The sequence below is a fragment of the Oligoflexus tunisiensis genome (assembly GCF_001748245.1).
GTDB classification, from domain to species: domain Bacteria; phylum Bdellovibrionota_B; class Oligoflexia; order Oligoflexales; family Oligoflexaceae; genus Oligoflexus; species Oligoflexus tunisiensis.
This window is the reverse complement of the sequence record NZ_BDFO01000001.1, coordinates 2,930,565-2,949,161: the sequence shown is the minus strand read 5'-3', so window position 1 is coordinate 2,949,161 and position 18,597 is coordinate 2,930,565. Positions and strand designations below refer to the sequence as shown.

The following is an 18,597-nucleotide window of genomic DNA, read 5'->3' as shown; positions in this document are numbered from 1 at the left end:
GTGAATCACCCCATGACGCTCGCGGTCCGGCAGCTGCTGGCTGAAAAAGTGGCCTTTACCCCTCATCTTTACACCTATGAGGAGAAGGGGGGCACAGCGGTATCCGCCCGCGAATTGCAGGTCGCTGAGCATGCTGTGATAAAAACCTTGATCATGGAGGATGAGCAAAAGCGCCCGCTCATTGTTCTGATGCACGGCGATCGGCAGGTCTCGACCAAGGAGCTGGCGCGCCATCTGAAGGTCAAAACCATCAGCCCGTGTAAACCCGAGGTGGCCGATCGTCATTCCGGTTATCAGGTGGGGGGAACCTCACCCTTTGGCACCAGGCGAAAGATGCCGGTGTACTACGAGGCCAGCATGCTCGCCCTGGATAAGGTTTATATCAACGGCGGCAAACGTGGCTTCCTCCTCGGGATGAATCCTTATGACATCATACGGATTCTTCAGGCCGAGCCTGTGCAGGTGGCCATCCCATAACTATCCATTCTGGCACTATACTATTGCAAAAGTCTGCTTTAAGAAGGCACTTTGCCTCTTCCTTTTTTATACCAAATCAGGTTTTATGGGGACTGTCAGGCCTTTCCTAATGCAAGGGGCTTGCAAGTAGTGACAAGACAACAGGATGTGACCATGAAGAATGTTCAGGTGCTGATGGGCCTTGTGACAGTCGCGACCTGCGCCTGCAGCAAGGATGAGAAAAAGGAATCCAGCCTGCCGGAAGGCTCCTTTGCTGGTCAAACTTATTATGTCGTCGAAGCGGGTGATCTGGAACGCAGTGAAAGCCTTTTGCGAGGATCGGGCGCCATAGTCTTTGCATCGCCCTTGAATGCGATCGCGTCCCAGGATAACTTTGCGTTGGAATTCACAGTCAACGACGGCGGGACGCTGGGCCTGGTCACTCATGCCAACAACGCTTTGGAACAGGGCCTGACCGTGCAGTTCGAACGAGCCGGCACAGAATTGGTTGCCATTTTGAACGCGGATGGCGCGGGCACGGACGATCATGCGTTGAGTGGAATTGACGCTTCCGGACCCGTTGCGCTGGCGATCGATGTTCATAATAATGAAACGCCGGCTCATGTCCTGATCTGGAATGCCGTGAACGGCAGCTGGGAGGAGGATGCGGCGCTTTATAATTCAGAAAGCGATGCGGATGCCCCCGGTCAGGGAAAAGCTCTGCTCTGGGGCCTTGTTTTGCGCGATGCGGAACTAAAATCCGTGACCCGCAGCGCTGCGAAATTCACCGAATAAGGAACGAACGATGCGCCTCTATTGGCTGACCATCCTGGGATTCTGGAGCGCTGCGGCCTGGGCTCAGGATCCGAGCGGGCTCAAAATATCGGCTGCGGTGGACCTCGTCGGTTCCTATAAGGCGGATAAAAACAGCGAAGCCCCGGATCAATTTGCGCCACGGGAGGCTGAGATAGTCCTGACTGCGCCTATCGACCCCACCTTTGATGGGGTCCTGAGTTTTGCCGCGCACAATGAAGAGGGCGCAGCGACCGCGGAACTTCATGAAGCCTATATCAGCAGCTCGCGCCTGATACCGCGCTCGAATATTCGGGCGGGTCAGTTCTTTCTCGGTGTCGGGCGTTTGAACCAATTGCATCGCCATCAATGGCCCCTGATCACCGCACCGAAAGTTCATACGGAATTTTTCGGCGAGGAGGGCGCCCTGGATTCCGGCCTGGAATATTCCTGGCTCGCCCCCCTGCCCTTTTTTCTGCAAAGCACCTTCGGAGTGACCAATGGCTTTACCTATGGTCATGCCCATGATGCTGGCGAGAAGCCCAAGCAACCCACACACTATGCGCGCCTCGCCACCTACTTTGAAATGCCCGGTGCAGGCGGGGCTCAGGCCGCCGTGAATTATCTGAGCCGCACCGATGCCGTGAAGACCCGCATGACTCTGACCGGTTTGGATTTCACTGCGAAGTGGCGCGAAGCGGGTGTCCTGAATTTTCTTCTGCAGAGTGAAATCTGGCATCGGACTCTGGCCCCTGACGGAGCGGAGGCTGAGAAAACGCTGGGCGCCTATATCCTGCCTCAGTATGCGTTTGATGCTCAGCTTTATCTGGGTCTGCTCATCGATTACTATAGCGTTCTCAATCTCAAGGATGCCATCGGGCAATCCCTCGACAATTCGGTTATGGCTGTCGTTCCAACACTCACGTATCAGGCCAGCGAATTTTCCACTCTGCGCCTGGCCTGGCATGATACAACGTCCTCGCGCGAGGATCAGCCGGATCATCGGGAAAAACGTGTGGAATTTCAAGCCAGCTTTACCATAGGAGCCCACCCCGCTCATGATTTCTAAAAAAATTCTTTGCGGTTTTGTCCTTGGAGTGTGTTGGAGTCTCAGCGCCTGGGCTGCGGATCGCATCAAGGTCGTGACGACCCTGCCCGACTTTGCCTGGATGGTGCAGGAAATCGGGGGCGATGCCGTCGAAGCCAAAGCCCTTTTGCGTGGCACGGAGAATCCGCATTATGTGGATGCCGTGCCTGATTTCATTCGCCAGGTCGCCGATGCCAAAGTCGTCTGTCTGGCCGGATTGGATTTGGAAGCGGGATACATGCCCGCGGTTCTCGCGAAGTCGGGCAACGCCGGTGTGCAGCCGGGAGGCGCAGGCTACTGTGAGATTGGCAAAGGAGTTACGACGCTCGATAAATCCACGGGCCCCATCAATCGATCGATGGGCGATGTGCATCCGGGCGGCAACCCTCATTTTTTTCTGAGCCCGAAAAGCCTCGCGTCCGGCAGCGTGGAAGTGGTCAAGGCCCTGTCCCGGGTGGACGCTGCGCGGGCCGCTCACTATGAAAAAGCCGGTGCGGCCTTCAAGGCGAAAATGGACAGTCTGAGTCAGGAGATCCAGGCGCGTCTCGAACCGTTCCGAGCAGCTCAGAAGGGCAAGCCCATTCTGATGGAATATCACAAGGAGTTTGCCTACTTTTTACAGGACTATGGCCTTCTGTCCTTCGGCAGTATCGAGGAAAAGCCGGGCATGCCGCCTTCCGCGGGACGTCTCGCCTCCATCGGTGCGGCCGCGAAGGCCGCCGGCGTCAAGGTTGTGCTCGCCGCCCCTTACAATCCTGCAAAAACCCTGCAGCGCTTTACGGAGATTTCCGGCATTCCTGTGGTGGTGGTGCCGACCATGATCCAATCCAAAGGACCGGCAGCAGGTTATGGGGAGCTGCAAAAACACATAGCCGATGCCCTGGTGCAGGCCCTGCAGCCCAAAGGAAAGTGAAGGTCATGACGCAACTCCTTCAGGTCCGGGATCTGGCCTATTGTACGCCGGATCGCAGGCCGCTCATTCATCGCTTGAGCTTTGACCTGAATCAGGGTGAGCTGATCACCATCAGTGGGCCCAATGGCATTGGCAAGAGCACCCTTCTGCGCCTTTTGCTCGGTGAAAGGCGGCAGACCGCGGGCACCATGCAATGGCAGTTGCCCCGCGAGCGCATCGGTTTTCTTTCCCAGTTGCACAATCAGGAATTTCATATCAGCCTGACGCTGGCGGACATCCTGAGCTTTTCCCGACCGGTCGCGCGGCATGAAATTCAAAGTCAAAGCCACGGTCTTCTGCATGAAGCGCATCTGGCCTTGGCCTGGAACACGGCGAGCGGTGGGGAACGGCAGAAAACCCTTCTGACCCGCGTTTTTCTGCAGGACCCCACGGTCCTGATCCTGGATGAGCCCATGAATCACTTGGATAAGAGCAGCCGTCAGCAGGTGCGCGCGGCACTCCGGGATTTCATTCAGGATGGCCGGCATGCCGTGATCATGGTCGGGCATGAGGACGCTCTGGATCCTGCGGAATGGAATCCGCATCGCATGATCGATCTGAAAGGATATATCGCCTCGTGAGTCAGCTTCTTTCCATCTATGGCTGGACCATAGCTGCCAGCATGATACTCGCCGCCGGCCTTGCTCTGCTCGGCACGCAGCTGGCCGCCCGCGATCGGGCCATGCAAACGCTCTGTCTGGGTCAGGGGGCGATGCTGGGCGTCCTGCTGGGACTCGGCCTCGCCGTGCATCCGGTGTTTCCCCTGGTCGCGGCCCTGGTCAGTGCCGCTCTCACCTTTGCCCTCAGTGAATTTCTGGTGGCGCGGCGCATGGCGTCAAGCAATACGCATTTTTCCAGTCTGTTTGCTGTGCTGCTCGCGGGAGGCTATCTGATCAGCGCGCTCTTCCCGGCTTTGGAAAATCACATGGCGCAAAAGTACTTCGGGGATCTGGCCACACTCAGTACGGAGGAATCCTATTGGGCTCTGGTCCTGGGTCTGGTTTTACTGCTCGTCATGATCGTCCGGCACCGGCGCTTTACCTGCGAATCCTTCGAAAAAGCCATCACCGGCCCCTCGCACAAGAGCCGCTTGCCCTTTTCCAGCTTTGATATCATCACGCTCGTCACGCTCTGCTTCTGTGTGCAGACCGTGGGTTATCTTTTCACGATCGCCTGCCTTTTTATTCCGACTGCAGTGGCTTCGAGGCAGCTCCCGGCGGGACTCAGACGCCATCTATGGTTTTGCGGCCTGACAGCGTTTCTGGCGGCTGGCTTTGGCTTCTGGCTTTCCCTTGAGTCTGCTCGTCTTCCTACAGTCCCAACCATTGTCGCTATGTTGCTGCTCGTGAGCCCAGGCCTGGCGCCAGCCTTTGCCGGTCGCAGGTTGCATCGGTAATCTTTGCTATTTATCCATTCCGTAAAAAGACCATAATCACAAGCGAGGCATACATCATGATACCCGATTCTCGTTGTGGAGGAATGAAACATGAATATTGCCACTCGCAAACGCCCGATCCTGAATTTTGATTCGGATAAGCTACGCATGCACGGCTGGATCATGGGCATCGTCCTATTGCTCGCGAGTCTGCTGGTCGCATCGTCCGTCACTGCTGTCATCAACTTTATCCTGATCGCCATTCCGCTTCTGACCATTGCCGCCGTCATTGCCATGTTTGTGGCCGGTGTCCCCATGGTTGCGGCCGGTATCGAAGCCAACCGTGAATTCAACGCCCGGGCCAACGAAGGACCCACGGTGATGAGTCTGGAAGGATTTTGGAAGCATCCTCAGTCGTGGGAACGCGGTCATCATCCCCAATTCCTCGGTTTTGGACCGATTGATCATGACATTGTGATTCACCTGGATTCCAAGTCCGATGACAATTCCATGACGATGGGCGAGTTCATGAAAATGACGTCAGGGGGGGAAAAAAACAGAAATCGTGAGGTGGAAAAAAGTCTGGAAGGTCTGACCGATTGGCGACGGATGTAGGCCGGCTTTTTATAAATAAAAGGAAGAGCGGCCGCTCTTCCCCTTGGGCTTTCTCTAACGCCTTATCAACCATCAAAATCTGTGTCATCACTCTCCAGTTTATCCGTGTCGATAAAGAAGAGATACAGACGTCCCTGATCATCCCCAACGCTGAGCACTTCCTGCTCCCAGTGCAGCGTCTGCGCATTGAAGTCCTTGCCAGCGTCCAGATAGCCCTCCAATTGCAGCAAGCGCTCCTGGCAGGCACCGTCACGGTCAGACGTCGCCACCTGATAGAGGTAGACACCGGCCGCATCATTGGCTGTGAACAGCAGCCCATGACTCAAGGCTGTTTCCAGAGTCCAGCTGCGCTCGCGCGGAAGATCCGCACGAATCACCGCCGGGATATGAAAGAGCGGCTTCTGATCCATTTGGCAGAAGGCCCGCACGCCCATATCACCGAGTGCTGTCATCACTGTTTCCCGACCCATGTGAATGGTGCCGGGGTGTGCTGTATCCATGCTGCCAGAAGTCAGGATTTGGGTTTTCATCTGCAGGTCTGCATCAAAGGCCACGAGAGCCGCTGGATCCTTATGAAAGGCCCAGACGGTTGACGATCCCTGGCTGAGCTGTGTCCAGCCTGGAACCTTGATCGTCCCGGTCACAAACAGGTCCTTTTTTTGCAGCGTGACAAGCTGCGAACTCTGCGAGTCGAGAACCAGAATCTTGTCCTGGGTCACAGTCAGGGCTGTGACATAAGGCAGTTCGAGCGACTGAAGTTTAAGGTCATCGCGCCACTCGAAATCCTGAATGGAAAGGCGACCGACCACCGGCCCTTCCGGTGCTGCGCGTGTTCCCACAAAGTAAATTTGCTGACCATCAATCGCCACATTCTGCACCGCCACGGAAGGCAACTGTACTTCAGCACGCAACACAGGATGTTCCGGATCGGCGAGATCCACCAGGGCCAGAACCCCATGCCTGCGATCACCCTCACCCGCATAGGCCACGACCAGAAGAGTGCCGTCCTGCACGAGTCGGGTGACACGCAGCGACCTGCCTTCCACAACAGGCGCTTCCAATGCGCTGGCCAGACGCACAATCAGAAAACGGTTTTCCACTGTGTTCAGATTGCCAAAGGCACTGAGAATTTTGATTTCGCGTTCCTCTAAAATCTGTCTTTCGGTATGAAGCTGATCGCCGCGCAACACAGTATGATCGATCGGCATCGTACGGCGTAATCCCGTCTGGGGCATGGCGCAAGCTGTCACAAGAAGAGCCAGGCCTCCAGGCAGGAAAGGAAATCTGGAGAGCATAATCTCCTCCTTTCTTGGATTTACCTATCGACAGGAGGCGCTCTTTGATTTCTGACTTTCCTGATTACGTAATTTTATACAATAAAATCAATAGGTTAAAATCTCAATATAAACAGGCATTCGCAGGGCATCGAACCTACGCCCCGATTTCTCCAGTGTTTCCTTGCGCTATGCGCAGTGGCTCTTCATTCCACTCGATGCCGTCCATTGCGCAACTCGACAGCGGGAAACGCCCGCGGCGACAGGTCCTGAAGAAGTAGAGGTAACATTTGAGCTGGTAAAGCAGGAGCCCGGGATCGGACCAATCGATGATTACGTCGCGCGCCCTGAGGCATTCGCGCAAAGTTTTCCAGGCCAGACGCGGACTCGCCCAAAGATCCGGCAGGGCCGTCATCACCCCAAGGATAATCTGGGCGCGGGTGCGCGCGGCTTTTTGCGGCAAAGGACGTTCAGGATTCAGGATGGCCTGGGCCAGCACATCGGGATGAAAGAGGTGAATGCCGCTCGTGATGCGCGGGTTGCATTCCAGGGCCAGGACCTCGCCCGTGCTGGTCCTTTGAAAATCAAAAGAAAGAAAGCCATGATAAGCGGACGTACGGACAAAGGTTTCGATCCATTGTTCAATGCGCTCATCGCGGATGCTTTGAAAGACAACTCCAATCGAACCAAGCGTGACGGAAGGTCGATACAGTTGCGTTTTCATGACCCTCCCTTTCTGAACAACCGAAAAGGAGCAAAGGGTTTCCCCCGCGATTCTCTTTTGAATGAGCCAACTGCCATCCAGCGGCACATCACAACTTTGCGGATCGGTACCGGCCTGGGCGAAGATCACCCGTTGGCCGCCGCGTGAATAGCAGCGCTTCAGCACATAATCATCCTGCACGAGCTTTTGCACGACCCGGCTGTCCTTGACGAGCGGCGTGGAATCAGGCACCGGCAGTCCCATCGCATGGGCCATATCGTTGAAATTCTGCTTGTGGTGGCACTGCAGAAGAAGCTCGGCATCCGTGAAAAAGAACGCGCAGTGTTTTTTGATCTCATCGGCAAAGGTGGCCAGATACAAAACCTCTTCGCTGGCCGGCACCAGGAGATCGATCTTTTCCCGCTGGATGATATCAATGATGGCGAGTTCATAGGATGCCGGTTGCAGCCGCGGCGGCGGCACCACATAGGACCTGGCCACAGCCCGCGAGCCTTGACACAAAAAGGTCGGATAACTATCCGCAACCACCACGTAACAGCCGGCGCGCGCCAAAGACCGGGCCAGTTCCAGAGCGCTGGGTACACGCCCGGACGTCAGCAGGATACGCTTAGCCACATTGCCCCCTAGATCAAGGCAACATCAACGTAGGGAGCCTTTTCCCCGGATGCCTTCACGAGGGCAGGTGACTCCGAAGCTGCTTTGACTTGATGTGAAAAGAGATGAACCTTTGTCTTGACCCGGATTATAGCGCGAAGACATTGTTTGAGCCTATCATTTTCGTGAAAGCCGACGGCCACAAACTGATGCTCACCCTGCTGCCTGACCTCACGCATGACGACGCGAATGAGGTTCCGCAGAGCAGCAACAGCTGTAGGCTGACAGGCAGGCCAGCGCAGATAAAGATAACGCAGGGGACGCCCTTCGACCGGCACCGGGGGCACTTTCCAGACCGCTCCAAGCCAGGCGAGCAGACGCACCACAAGCCGGAAGAAACGACTGAGACGAACCGCCACTGTACGGCGCAGGGACTTTTGGTCCCAGGTTCCGAGGCAGGCCAGAATCTCACCCGTTTCATTTTCTGCAATCCAGATATTTTGCAGTCCGAAGGAACCATGGGCTTCCATGCAGCGCGCCAGGTATTCCTCGGTAAAGGCGGGGGCGCCGGGGCTGTTCTCATAATTGCGACTGAGAAGGGCCGCGATGGCAGGCAAGTCGGTGGCCTCCGCCTTGCGATAGCGATACTGCTTCGACGGTCGATAATTCCAGATCGGCAGCAGCTGATAGAGGTCTATAGCGCCATCATAACATACCTTGATCGCATCCCCGAGCAGGCGCTGGGCTTTGACAGGAGCGATGTTGCCCTCCATGATTTCTGCGCTGCCGTGATGATAACCTTCACTCAAAAGCTTCTGCCGATAGATCTCGACAAACTTCGCCGCAATGCGGGTTCCTCGCCAGGCCGGATGGGTCCGCAAATCCCCAATATGAAGAACCTTGACCTGCTTGCCCTTCCAGTATTCCTGCCGTTCGATCAGGACAACCGAGCCCACCAGATCACCGCGCATATCTTCAGCCACGTAGATATAGGAACGATCACCCTGCAGGCGGGTCATGGCAAAGAAGTCCGGATAACGATCAAGGTACACCTGCAGTTGCCCACGCATCGGACAACGGCGAATGAGTTCGATCAACCTCTCGTTGTCATCCAAGGCAGCTTCACGGATACGATAGGATAAGGCCATTACGTCCCTCTTTGGCAGACTTAAACGCTGAATATCATGGCGGTTAAAAGCCTTCTTCATCCGACGAATGAATGGCTTTGTCAAATGAGAATATCAAGATCACGCCACGCGGACAGACGCTCACTTCTTCGCCGTTGCGCGAATGCAATGAAAGCCTTGTCGGTTCTGATGTTCTCACTGTCTTGTCAATTGACACTTCACACGTCAAACGATAGTATCCGGCCTAGATTCGAAACAGGAAATACCAACGCCATGCGCGCGATATTCATCCTCTACATCCAGATCATGGTTTTAGCCTCGGGCTTCGCCCAGACGGCTTATGGACTGCAGTTCCAACGGTATCATGGCCAGGATGAAATCGCTCATTATCTGCGAACGCGCGCGCAGAATTATCCGGATGTCGCTCGCTTTGTCGTCCTGGGTCACTCCCTTCAGGGACGTGAAATCGCTTACGTTGCGATCAGTAAAAACTGGAGTCCGGATGTCCCGGCCATCTATTTCAACGGGACGCATCATGGCAATGAAAAGGCTTCGACCGAAGCGGTGCTGGGCCTGATCGATTTTTTGATCAACCAACGCGACCGCACCGACATTGATCGGCTGCTGCGAAAGTATCGTATCGTGCTCCAGCCTTTGGTGAATCCCGATGGTCACGCAGCCAATCTGCGAACCGACTCGCAGGGCATCGATCCCAATCGGGATTATGCCAGCCCAACGCGACCGGAAGCGGAAGCCTTCCGTTTGGTGGAGACGAGGCTCGTGCGCCGTCTCCTGGGGAATGAACGCGTTGTGGCATCGGCAGCGTTCCACTCCGGTCTTGAAGCCGTGCTCTGGCCCTGGTGCCACACACCGTCCACGAGCCAGCACGATCCGGTTTTCAAAGCCCTGGGCCAAAGCGTGGCGCGGACCATGGGAATGCCGAAATATACCCAATCGTTCCATGACTATCAGACCGACGGTGAGTTCATCGACTTCGCCTATATGAAATTTGGCGCCTATGCCCTGACCCTTGAGGTTTCGCAGGAGGCGACGCCGGAGAGCGAACAGCTGCCGGCTGTGGTCCAGCGCGCCGTCAACGGCTCACTGACCTTTATGAAGGCCGTGGACCGGGTTCTGCCCAACACCCCGGTGCAGCAGGTCAGCAACAGCAATCCGCCCAAGGTCGCCCGGCCCGTACTCTAAGAGTCCATCGCGGGCACCACGGCGGGACGGACAGCGCCGCGGCAAACCGAGCCCGCAGCTTCACCCCATGACCCTCTGTCACGCCACTGGATTTTCCCCGGCAGCCCCGGTATGCTGACTCATGTCACGATATCAGGGGAGCACAGGTGAACCCAACGCAGTCTTGGGGTGGGATGCAAGGTCGCGAGTCCCGCCAGGAACCCATATTTTGGAAACAGGACATCAGCGCGGCCCTCCTGCGCGATCATCAATTTCTCTGTCACGGCCTGGGCCGCAGTTACGGTGACAGCTGTTTGCCGAGTGGTGGCACCGCTCTTCTCCTCAGCCCCCTGCGCAAGCTCCGCAGTTTCGACGAAAAAACCGGACTCCTCTCCGCCGAAGCCGGCCTCAGCCTCGCCGAGCTGCTCGACTTTATCGTGCCGCGCGGCTGGTTTATTCCCGTTTCCCCTGGCACCCGGTATGTGACGCTGGGCGGTGCGATTGCCAACGATATTCACGGCAAGAATCATCATAAACGCGGAACCTTCGGCTGTCATGTCACGGAAATGGAAGTCCTGCGTTCGAACGGGGAAACCATCATCTGCAGTCCCTGGCGCGAGCCCGAATTTTTTGCGGCCACGATCGGCGGCCTGGGTTTGACCGGAGTGATCAGCTGGTGCACCGTGCAGTTGATTCCCATTGCCTCCGCATTTCTGGAAACGGAGACGATCCGTACCACCGGACTCGATGATTTTTTTGCACTGGAGGATGAATCGGCCCGCGACTGGGAATATTCCATGTCGTGGATTGATTGCATGGCGCAAGGCTCGAAACGGGGCCGCGGTATTTTCTTTCGCGGCAATCATGCTCCCTATGGGCATCCGGCCGAGGAGTATGCTGCCCAGGCCCAATGGAAACTGGCCATCCCTTTTCAGGCTCCTTCATGGTGTCTCAATCGCTGGTCCATTCGCGCCTTCAATGAAGTGGTCTATCAGCAGCAGCAGAAGCGTCTGAAACAGCGTCGCATGCCGATCGATCCTTTCTTTTATCCTTTGGACAAGGTGCTGCATTGGAATCGGCTCTATGGCAAACGAGGTCTTTTGCAGTACCAATTCGTTCTGGCGACCGATCGTCTGGATGAACTGAAACGGATCTTCGATATCATAGCCCAATCCGGTCTCGGTTCGTTCCTGGCCGTCCTGAAAAAATTCGGTGATATTCGCTCGCCAGGCATGCTTTCGTTTCCGCGCGAAGGCTATACTCTGACCCTGGATTTTCAGAATCAGGGCGAGCGGTCCCAGGCCCTGTTTCAAAAACTGGACGCCATCGTCCTCAAAGCGGGCGGACGCCTTTATCCGGCCAAGGATGCGATGATGAGCCCCGAACTCTTTCAAAGCGGATATCCGCTGTGGCGTGAATTCAGTCGCCACATCGATCCCAAGTTCACTTCACAATTTTGGCAAAGGGTGAGCCGTGGTTGAAGCAGACAAGGATCCCGTGATTGCCATCTTCGGAGCCAGCTCGGGCATGGCCTTCGCAGTGGCCCAGATTTATGCGCAGAGACGGGCGCGACTTTTTCTGTTGGCGCGGGATAAGCAGAAGCTGAACGATATGGAACGCGATCTCAAGTCGCGCGGCGCCACTGAAGTGCAGTCGCTCGTGGCTGATCTCAGCAGTGCAGGCGGAGCCCGGGCCGCGACGGAACTCCTCATGCAGCGTGTGAATCACCTGGATGTGGTTCTGATCGCGTCCGGCCTGCTCGGCGACACCGAAGGGCTTTTAAACAATTCGCAGGCCTGTGAGTATCTGTTTGATGTCAACGTGCAGGCCCCCATCGCCATCAGCAATGCGATCCTGCCTCTTCTTCTGCAGCAAAAAACCGGGGTTCTGGGAATTTTTTCCAGTGTTGCCGGGGATCGCGGCCGTGCCAGCAATTTCATTTACGGTGCGAGCAAGGCCGCCCTTACCGCCTATGCCTCGGGTCTGCGGGCCCGTCTTGCGACCAGCGGGGTGCATGTCCTCACCATCAAGCCAGGGATCGTGGCGACCGCGATGACCGCGCATCTGCCACGCGGGCCCTTGACGGCCGAGCCGCGGACGGTCGCCAAACGAATCGTTAAAGGCATCGATCGGCGTGTGGATACGCTTTATGTTCCCGGCTTCTGGCGCTGGGTGATGGTCGTGATCACGCACCTGCCCGAATTTATTTTCAAGCGTCTGCGCTTTTAGAAATTCCGCCCCTGCACCAGAGTCTCCGCAAAGGGATTCAGGAATTTTCCGCCTGGATCCCAGCTCTGCCGAATCCGGTTCCACTCCTCAAAGCGCGGATAAACGTCCATGGGATTGCGATAAAAGAGCTTGCCCCAGTGCGGGCGGCCTTTGATTTTTCTAAACTCCTCCTCGAGGGTGCGGAAGTAGCGTTCAAACCCTGGACCGAAGGAGGGAAAGACCTGAGCCGCAAGATAGGAGGTCGGCTGTCCCAGCGTCGGCGACAGCATCGAACCCTTGTCACCGCCGAGGAAGCGAACTTCACCGGGGAAGCTGGCATAATAGCGTTCCGCTCCCTGCTTTTGGGCGTAGAAACGATTCACATCATGATAGGCGGCCAGAGCCGCATTGATCTGATCGAGAGGGAAGGCATATTCCATTTCAAAGAATCGCACCCGGCGAATCGAAGCCATCACCTCATAAGCCCGTCCCACATAATGCTCTTCACTGGCCAGATGGGTCATCAGCCCCATCACCGATGCAATTTTTGAAGGCCAAAGTGAAGTCAGCCGCAGCACGGTGGCCAGGAGAAAGTTTTCCATGAAGACATCATTAAACCAGGCGCCCAGCTTGCCTTTATCCGCGGTCCTGGTCGTGCGATCGCGGGTGAGCATCAGCACCTGATCCTGAAAAGGAAAGGTAAAATATTCGAAGTGATCATGCGTCTTATAAAGAGCAGGATCGGCAGCTTCCTCTTGCGGGACGACCCGGCTGCAGAATTCCAGATGATGCGCATCATCGAGCTGATATGTCAGCGAATAGATCACACCAAGACACCCGAGTCCGAGACGCGCGGCCTCCAGAAACGTTGCATCCTCCGGACGATCCGCACGCAGCTCCAGCAGTGATCCGTCGGCGAGCACGAGTTCCATTCCGATCAGGATCTGTCCATCCGAAAAGGAACCCCACTGCAGTCCCGTTCCATGTGTGCCGGTGGAAACCAGACCGCCCATCGCCTGTTCCGCAATATCACCCAGGCTGGGAAAGGCCAGTCCGTTCTGCCATAGAACCGGATTCAAATCCTTGAGCTTGATGCCCGCTTCCACTTTCACCTGTTTTTTCGCGGCATCGAGATGCAGAACGCGATTCAATGCATCGGAATGTATCAGCGTATCAGGCGTAGCCACACAGGCGTTAAAGCTATGGCCTGTGCCGAGCACGCGCACCTTGCGACTTTTTTTGACAAGACTCTGCAGTTCCGCAAGGCTTTGCGGTCGGGAAACCTCCTGGGGCTTGACCTGAACCAAACGAGACCAGTTACGAAACACCTCTGGTGATGCCACGTTTTCCTCCCGAGCGACCGGCGATCCGTTGCCATGTGCATGGAACCTGCATTATGATTCCTTTTTTCTGCTCCGCATTGTTAAGGATTTTTATGGCAACCGCAACAGCCAATCCGCCCCGTTATGAGACTTACGTGTCGGCCATTCAAGGGCAACCCTTGCCGCTGGCCTATATTGATATGGACCTCCTGGATGCCAATGCCCAGGCTCTGTGCCAAAGAGCAGGTCCCTATCCCTTGCGTCTGGCCACCAAGTCGCTGCGTTGTGTTTCCCTTCTGCGTTATGTGCTCAAACGCTATCCGGGATTCCGCGGACTGATGACCTACTCGGCCGCCGAAGCCGCGCTGCTGGCCGAGGCCGGGTTCAATGATCTTCTCATCGCCTATCCGACCATGGAGCCACGCGATATCAAAGCCTGCCTGCCATCCATCCAAACCGGCAAGCGCATCATATTCATGGTCGATCATCCCGATCAGCTCCGGCTCTTGCAAAAGCACGCGGAAGCCGGGGTGACCACCATTTCCGTTTGCGTGGACCTCGATCTCTCCACGCATTTTCCACTCCTTCATTTTGGTGTTTTCCGTTCGCCTTTAAGGCAGCCCAAGGATCTTGTGCCTCTCCTCGACACGCTGCGGCAGTGCCATCTCCTGCAGCTGGAAGGGCTTATGGGCTATGAAGGACAGATTGCAGGTGTGCCGGATCATCTGCCGCATTCCAAAATTTACAGCCTCTTTGTACGCTTCCTGAAGAAACGATCGGCGAAGGAGGCGTTTGCCCGGCGGGTGGAAACCGTCGAATTTCTGCGCAAAGCCGGGTTCCCCCTCAGTTTCGTGAATGGCGGAGGCACCGGCAGTGTGGATGTCACGCGGCGGGATCCCAGTGTCACCGAGATCACGGTGGGCTCCGGTCTTTACAGTCCTACGCTCTTTGATCACTTTCGTGATTTTAAATATGCACCGGCGGCCGGCTTTGTTCTGCCTGTGGTGCGCCAGGCGCGGCCGCACATCTATGCCTGCAGCGGTGGCGGTTACATCGCATCCGGACCGATTCACGTCGACAAGCAGCCGCAGCCTTTCATGCCAGGTGGCTTGACCCTCTTTAAAATTCTGGGAGCCGGGGAAGTGCAAACCTCGCTGCGCGCGCCCGAGGAGCTGCAGCTCGGTCAGCCGATTTTCTTTCGCCATGCCAAGGCCGGGGAGTTGTTGGAACGATTCAATGAAGTTCATCTTCTGCGGGGCGGCAAGGTCGAACAGGTGGTGAAAACCTATCGCGGCGAAGGCTGGTGCTTTTTTTGAACGACGCGGATCGGCCGCGTGGGCCGACCTGTGGGCTCTTAGAACCGCACGCCAAAATCCATCCCGAAACGATCCAGCGTGCTGCTGCGACCGGCGCCAACGAACAGGGACCACTGATCCCGCTCCACACCCAGGCGTAGTTCCGCGCCCGTGTCGGTGAAGTTCCTGTCTGTTTCATAGCTATGAACCACACCGGCCAGTCCGCGCACACCGGCGACATAACCGGCGTTCTGATAGCCAGCCATCGGAGCGAAGTGCCAGGAGCCCAGACGGTTGCGGTTGCCTTCAGCGTAAAGGCTGGCCAGCACACCCGCTTCCAGACGAACATTGGGATGGACGGCGGGCACATAGGCAACATCGAGTCCCGGCGCAAAATATTCGGCGCGATCTTCAATCCGCGTGGTATCGAAACCACTGCGTAGAGCGGCTCGCCAGCGTCCCTGGGTCCCCGAGGTCGTGGCGGTTCGGGTCGCGATCGCATCACTGGTGCCGAGCGCGGCTACGCGGGTACCCGGAATTGGTTCACCGGTTTCGTCTTCTGCCCCGGTGATCAGGATCGCCACGCGACTTTCGAAATCCCGCTCGCCGTACCCCCTGGCCTTGACATCCAGACCTTTCACGCGCTTTTTCAAGGCGTTTGTAACGGCCCTGGCCCGCTGCTGCGACAGTTTCAAATTGTGAGCGGACGCCCCTTCTTTCGAGGCAAAGGCATCGACGCGGAGCCTGTCACCGGACTTCAGATCCAGGATATCCACGCACACGTCAAGGGCCCTGGCATCGACCCGGGCGCTATTGTATTCAAAGGTAATCTGGCAATTTTTCTGCGCAGAAAACGCGGCCGGGCTCAACACAGCCAGTACCATGGCACAGGTGGTCAATGTCAATTTCATAAACTCCTCCACAGCGGACGGATCGATCCATTGATAGGAAGAGTTTGCTAGCAGGCTTTGAGGGAAGTGTCCAGTCAGGATTGAAGGATGCCACGCCAACACACAGGGGGATCAGGAAACCTTCCACCAGCCCGAACGATCGGCCAGAACCAGCCCCCGCAGGAAGTAGGCCTTGCGCCTTTCGTCTTCGCGGCCCTGGAAGAGACTGACTTCATCAATGGAAATCTCGCTCGGTTCCTGCCGCGTATCCGCCGAGCCCAGGTTTAATTTCACGCTGATGTTCAAACGCCGCGCATCCAGAATGCGTTTATGAAGGGATTCGGCCCGGGCATAAACCGGGCTGGGACCACGGTCCATCGCGGCCTTGATATGCACGGATCCAAGATTGGGATCCTCGTTTTTCACACAGGCCAAACCCAGATTGTAATCCACGATGGCCCTAAGGTCCGGTCGATCCTCGGGTATGATTTTCGAGCAGTTTTTATAAAGCCGCATGCCTTCCGCAATGTCGCCGGTTTTGACGAAGGCCACGGCCATGTTGTTGAGATACGCAATGACTTCGTGGGCGTTGTTCATGCTTTTCATCAGATCCAGCGCCCGCTGCGTTTGTCCGCCCGCGACCGCAACCTTGGCCTTGGCTTTTTTCACCAGAGGCGAGTCGTCATCCATCGTCGCGGCCTTTTGCAAGGTATCCTCGGCGGTATGAATGTTTTTGGTTTGCAGGGCGACTTCCGCCAGATTACAGAGACGCTCGATATGTTTGGGACTCAGCTGGGTGCAACGCTGCAGAAGCAAGAGGGCCGCCTGAAAATCACCGAGTTTGATCAGACACTTGGCGAGCATCGCTGCCACGTGAACATTATCGCCGGCCGCCTCGTGGGTGGCCTCGATCAGGAGGACCTTGGCCTCAAAGTATCTCTGCTCATGATAAAGGATGCAGGCCTTGAGATATTTCTCCTTGATCGGGTCCCGCGTGGAGATGGCCTGAAAACCGCGGAGGATCTGCCGGGCGCGTTCGGTTTCCCCGCGCTGCAGATGAGCCACAATCTTGCGTTCAAAGCTGCTGCTCTCGGTCGGCATCCGCGACTGGGACAGCGCCCAGGCCGCCGCCATCAGAAACTGCTGCATCTTGAGCGGCCGCCGCAGAACCTGGGCCACTCCCATCTCGCGCACGAGCTGACTGTCGGTCCGATCCAGAATCTCCGTCAGCACCAGAATCGGCGCTTCATGCTGCCCTTTCTCGCGAATTCTTTGCAAAAGGAAGGGCCCGGATAAACCTGGCGTCTGCCATTCGATGACGTAAAAATCGAAGGAACGTTTCTTGATGATTTCCGCGGCCCGGATTCCGTCACTGCAATGTTCCACGATCTGAAATCCAAGATCACGCAGGCGCTGCTGCAGGACCAGCGAGGTTTCCGACACAGGGTCCACCAGCAAAACCGAGGTCATATGGTACTGATAGGCCAGACTCCGCATACTGCTCTCATCCTCTTTCAGGAGGATGCTGCGGAGCTGCATGACCTGATCGGCCATCGCCGGATCATAATATTCAATGGTTAAAAGCAGATTGCGGGCCTTTTCCGTTTCACCAAGCTTGGCGTAGGCTTCCACCTGATTGAGACGGAGCATGTCATCATACGGATAAAGCCGTAACAGCTGATCCACCAGATGCAGGACATCGGCCCAGCGTGACTGGGCTTTGTAATAAGTTTTCAGATAGGAAAACGCGATCATGCAGGCATTGACGTTCGGCTCGATTTTCTTGTGGAGTCGAAAAAGTCCCTGAGCAATGTCCTCGGGATTGTCGGTATTTTCATGCCAGCTCATCAGCCCACAGTGGAACAGGTCCGGCAAATGCGTCAGGTCCGCGTCGCGGATCATCACACTGAAACAGACGCCATCGGTATAACCACCGTCCTGCAGATTCTGCAAATAGGTCAGAAGCGTTTCGCCCTCTTCATCCTTAAAGCAGGCATAGACCCACTGAATCTCGCGCTTGTCGAGCGCGACCGTCATATCAAAAAAGCTTCGGAACCAGCGCACATTGCGTGTTTGCAGAAGTCCAAAGGCATCCATGATCTGGCGCCTTTTGATTTCATTTTCTGCAACCACAGCCACGGCTGCCGAACCTTGTTTGATACCTGCAAGATCCAGTACCACCTTGCAACCTCACTGATCTATACAGTCGAACGGTTCCAAACGGGTCAATAAATTTTCCTGAGCTGTCTGCACGGCGAGACCCACACGGGTCATTCCCGGCAAACCGACCTTGTCCCCCAGACGCGAACGTCGCATCCAGCGCACCACCAAAGGGATGCTCTCCTGACCTTCAATGCACAAGTGCAGGACATCCCCGACGTGATTCGGAAAGCCGCTCGCCAGAAGGCCGAGTCCACCGCGGGAAACATCGAGTAAAACGACATCCAGGTCGCATTGATCCGCGCCGCGCAGGGCCGCAGGGACCAGTCCACTGAGACCATAACGTACGTCCACGCGCTGGTCCGCGATTCCATCCAGGTCAGGCAGCTCTATCCGACTCTCACGCCGCATGCAAACCTCCTGAATAAACTCATCGGCATGATGTTGTAAGAATTAAGTGACAGCTGTTATCCCATGAATCAACAAAATTTCCGGCTCACGGCGAGGGAGCGTTACCATTCAGGGTTGATGGACTAAACAACTG

18 protein-coding genes are annotated in these 18,597 nt (G+C 56.2%); 11 read left to right on the top strand and 7 right to left on the bottom strand.

All coding sequences use genetic code 11. The annotated features are described in order from the left end of the window. Positions 1 to 12 precede the first annotated feature (12 nt). The 7 genes from OLTU_RS12615 to OLTU_RS12585 all read left to right on the top strand — a co-directional run bounded on the left by OLTU_RS12615 (position 13) and on the right by OLTU_RS12585 (position 5,277). Entirely contained in the window at positions 13 to 477 is a 465-nt protein-coding gene (locus tag OLTU_RS12615) for an aminoacyl-tRNA deacylase (RefSeq protein ID WP_141736784.1), read from the top strand. A 153-nt stretch (positions 478 to 630) separates the two neighbouring features. After that, positions 631 to 1,251, top strand: coding sequence for a hypothetical protein (locus tag OLTU_RS12610; RefSeq protein WP_141733118.1), 621 nt, complete (start codon positions 631 to 633; stop codon positions 1,249 to 1,251). A 10-nt stretch (positions 1,252 to 1,261) separates the two neighbouring features. Beyond that, on the top strand, positions 1,262 to 2,317 hold the full coding sequence (locus OLTU_RS12605) for a hypothetical protein (protein WP_141733117.1): 1,056 nt from the start codon (positions 1,262 to 1,264) through the stop codon (positions 2,315 to 2,317). Next, positions 2,307 to 3,248, top strand: coding sequence for a metal ABC transporter substrate-binding protein (locus OLTU_RS12600; RefSeq protein ID WP_141733116.1), 942 nt, complete (start codon positions 2,307 to 2,309; stop codon positions 3,246 to 3,248). Before OLTU_RS12605 ends, OLTU_RS12600 begins: the two co-directional genes overlap by 11 nt. 5 nt (positions 3,249 to 3,253) lie before the next feature. Continuing rightward, positions 3,254 to 3,868, top strand: coding sequence for an ABC transporter ATP-binding protein (locus OLTU_RS12595; protein WP_141733115.1), 615 nt, complete (start codon positions 3,254 to 3,256; stop codon positions 3,866 to 3,868). Next, entirely contained in the window at positions 3,865 to 4,683 is an 819-nt protein-coding gene (locus tag OLTU_RS12590; protein WP_176736563.1) for a metal ABC transporter permease, read from the top strand. The genes OLTU_RS12595 and OLTU_RS12590 overlap by 4 nt, the downstream gene beginning before the upstream one ends. A 90-nt stretch (positions 4,684 to 4,773) precedes the next feature. Further along, the gene (locus OLTU_RS12585; RefSeq protein ID WP_141733113.1) at positions 4,774 to 5,277 is read left to right on the top strand and encodes a hypothetical protein; all 504 of its coding nucleotides are present in this window, start codon (positions 4,774 to 4,776) and stop codon (positions 5,275 to 5,277) included. Positions 5,278 to 5,342: 65 nt separating this feature from the next. Here the strand turns inward: OLTU_RS12585 and OLTU_RS12580 are convergent, their stop codons facing one another. From OLTU_RS12580 to OLTU_RS12570, 3 genes are all read right to left on the bottom strand, one after another. Next, entirely contained in the window at positions 5,343 to 6,572 is a 1,230-nt protein-coding gene (locus OLTU_RS12580) for an LVIVD repeat-containing protein (RefSeq protein WP_141733112.1), read from the bottom strand. A gap of 136 nt (positions 6,573 to 6,708) precedes the next feature. Next, on the bottom strand, positions 6,709 to 7,890 hold the full coding sequence (locus OLTU_RS12575; protein WP_141733111.1) for an ATP-grasp domain-containing protein: 1,182 nt from the start codon (positions 7,888 to 7,890) through the stop codon (positions 6,709 to 6,711). An 8-nt stretch (positions 7,891 to 7,898) separates the two neighbouring features. Next, positions 7,899 to 9,077 carry a GNAT family N-acetyltransferase gene (locus tag OLTU_RS12570; protein ID WP_218110003.1) on the bottom strand — a complete coding sequence of 393 codons (1,179 nt, stop codon included), beginning with the start codon at positions 9,075 to 9,077 and terminating at the stop codon, positions 7,899 to 7,901. A gap of 192 nt (positions 9,078 to 9,269) precedes the next feature. On the opposite strand from OLTU_RS12570, the gene OLTU_RS12565 reads away from it, so the two are divergent. The 3 genes from OLTU_RS12565 (at position 9,270) to OLTU_RS12555 (ending at position 12,407) form a co-directional block, all read left to right on the top strand. Further along, positions 9,270 to 10,199 carry a M14 family metallopeptidase gene (locus OLTU_RS12565; protein WP_176736562.1) on the top strand — a complete coding sequence of 310 codons (930 nt, stop codon included), beginning with the start codon at positions 9,270 to 9,272 and terminating at the stop codon, positions 10,197 to 10,199. Positions 10,200 to 10,372: 173 nt separating this feature from the next. Then, positions 10,373 to 11,659 (top strand): FAD-binding oxidoreductase, encoded by a 1,287-nt coding sequence (locus OLTU_RS12560; RefSeq protein ID WP_141736783.1) that lies wholly within the window; start codon positions 10,373 to 10,375, stop codon positions 11,657 to 11,659. Continuing rightward, the gene (locus OLTU_RS12555; RefSeq protein WP_141733108.1) at positions 11,652 to 12,407 is read left to right on the top strand and encodes an SDR family NAD(P)-dependent oxidoreductase; all 756 of its coding nucleotides are present in this window, start codon (positions 11,652 to 11,654) and stop codon (positions 12,405 to 12,407) included. The genes OLTU_RS12560 and OLTU_RS12555 overlap by 8 nt, the downstream gene beginning before the upstream one ends. On the opposite strand, the gene OLTU_RS12550 is transcribed toward OLTU_RS12555, so the two are convergent. After that, positions 12,404 to 13,729, bottom strand: coding sequence for a D-arabinono-1,4-lactone oxidase (locus tag OLTU_RS12550; protein WP_141733107.1), 1,326 nt, complete (start codon positions 13,727 to 13,729; stop codon positions 12,404 to 12,406). The genes OLTU_RS12555 and OLTU_RS12550 overlap by 4 nt on opposite strands. Positions 13,730 to 13,821: 92 nt before the next feature. On the opposite strand from OLTU_RS12550, the gene OLTU_RS12545 reads away from it, so the two are divergent. Next, the gene (locus tag OLTU_RS12545) at positions 13,822 to 15,024 is read left to right on the top strand and encodes an alanine racemase (RefSeq protein ID WP_141733106.1); all 1,203 of its coding nucleotides are present in this window, start codon (positions 13,822 to 13,824) and stop codon (positions 15,022 to 15,024) included. A gap of 38 nt (positions 15,025 to 15,062) precedes the next feature. On the opposite strand, the gene OLTU_RS12540 is transcribed toward OLTU_RS12545, so the two are convergent. From OLTU_RS12540 to OLTU_RS12530, 3 genes are all read right to left on the bottom strand, one after another. Then, entirely contained in the window at positions 15,063 to 15,914 is an 852-nt protein-coding gene (locus OLTU_RS12540; protein ID WP_141733105.1) for an OmpA family protein, read from the bottom strand. 111 nt (positions 15,915 to 16,025) lie between these two features. Further along, positions 16,026 to 18,074: a response regulator gene (locus OLTU_RS12535; RefSeq protein ID WP_141733104.1), complete on the bottom strand. Its 2,049-nt coding sequence runs from the start codon at positions 18,072 to 18,074 to the stop codon at positions 16,026 to 16,028. A gap of 9 nt (positions 18,075 to 18,083) precedes the next feature. Continuing rightward, entirely contained in the window at positions 18,084 to 18,464 is a 381-nt protein-coding gene (locus OLTU_RS12530) for a PilZ domain-containing protein (RefSeq protein WP_141733103.1), read from the bottom strand. Between the last annotated feature and the right edge of the window lie 133 nt (positions 18,465 to 18,597).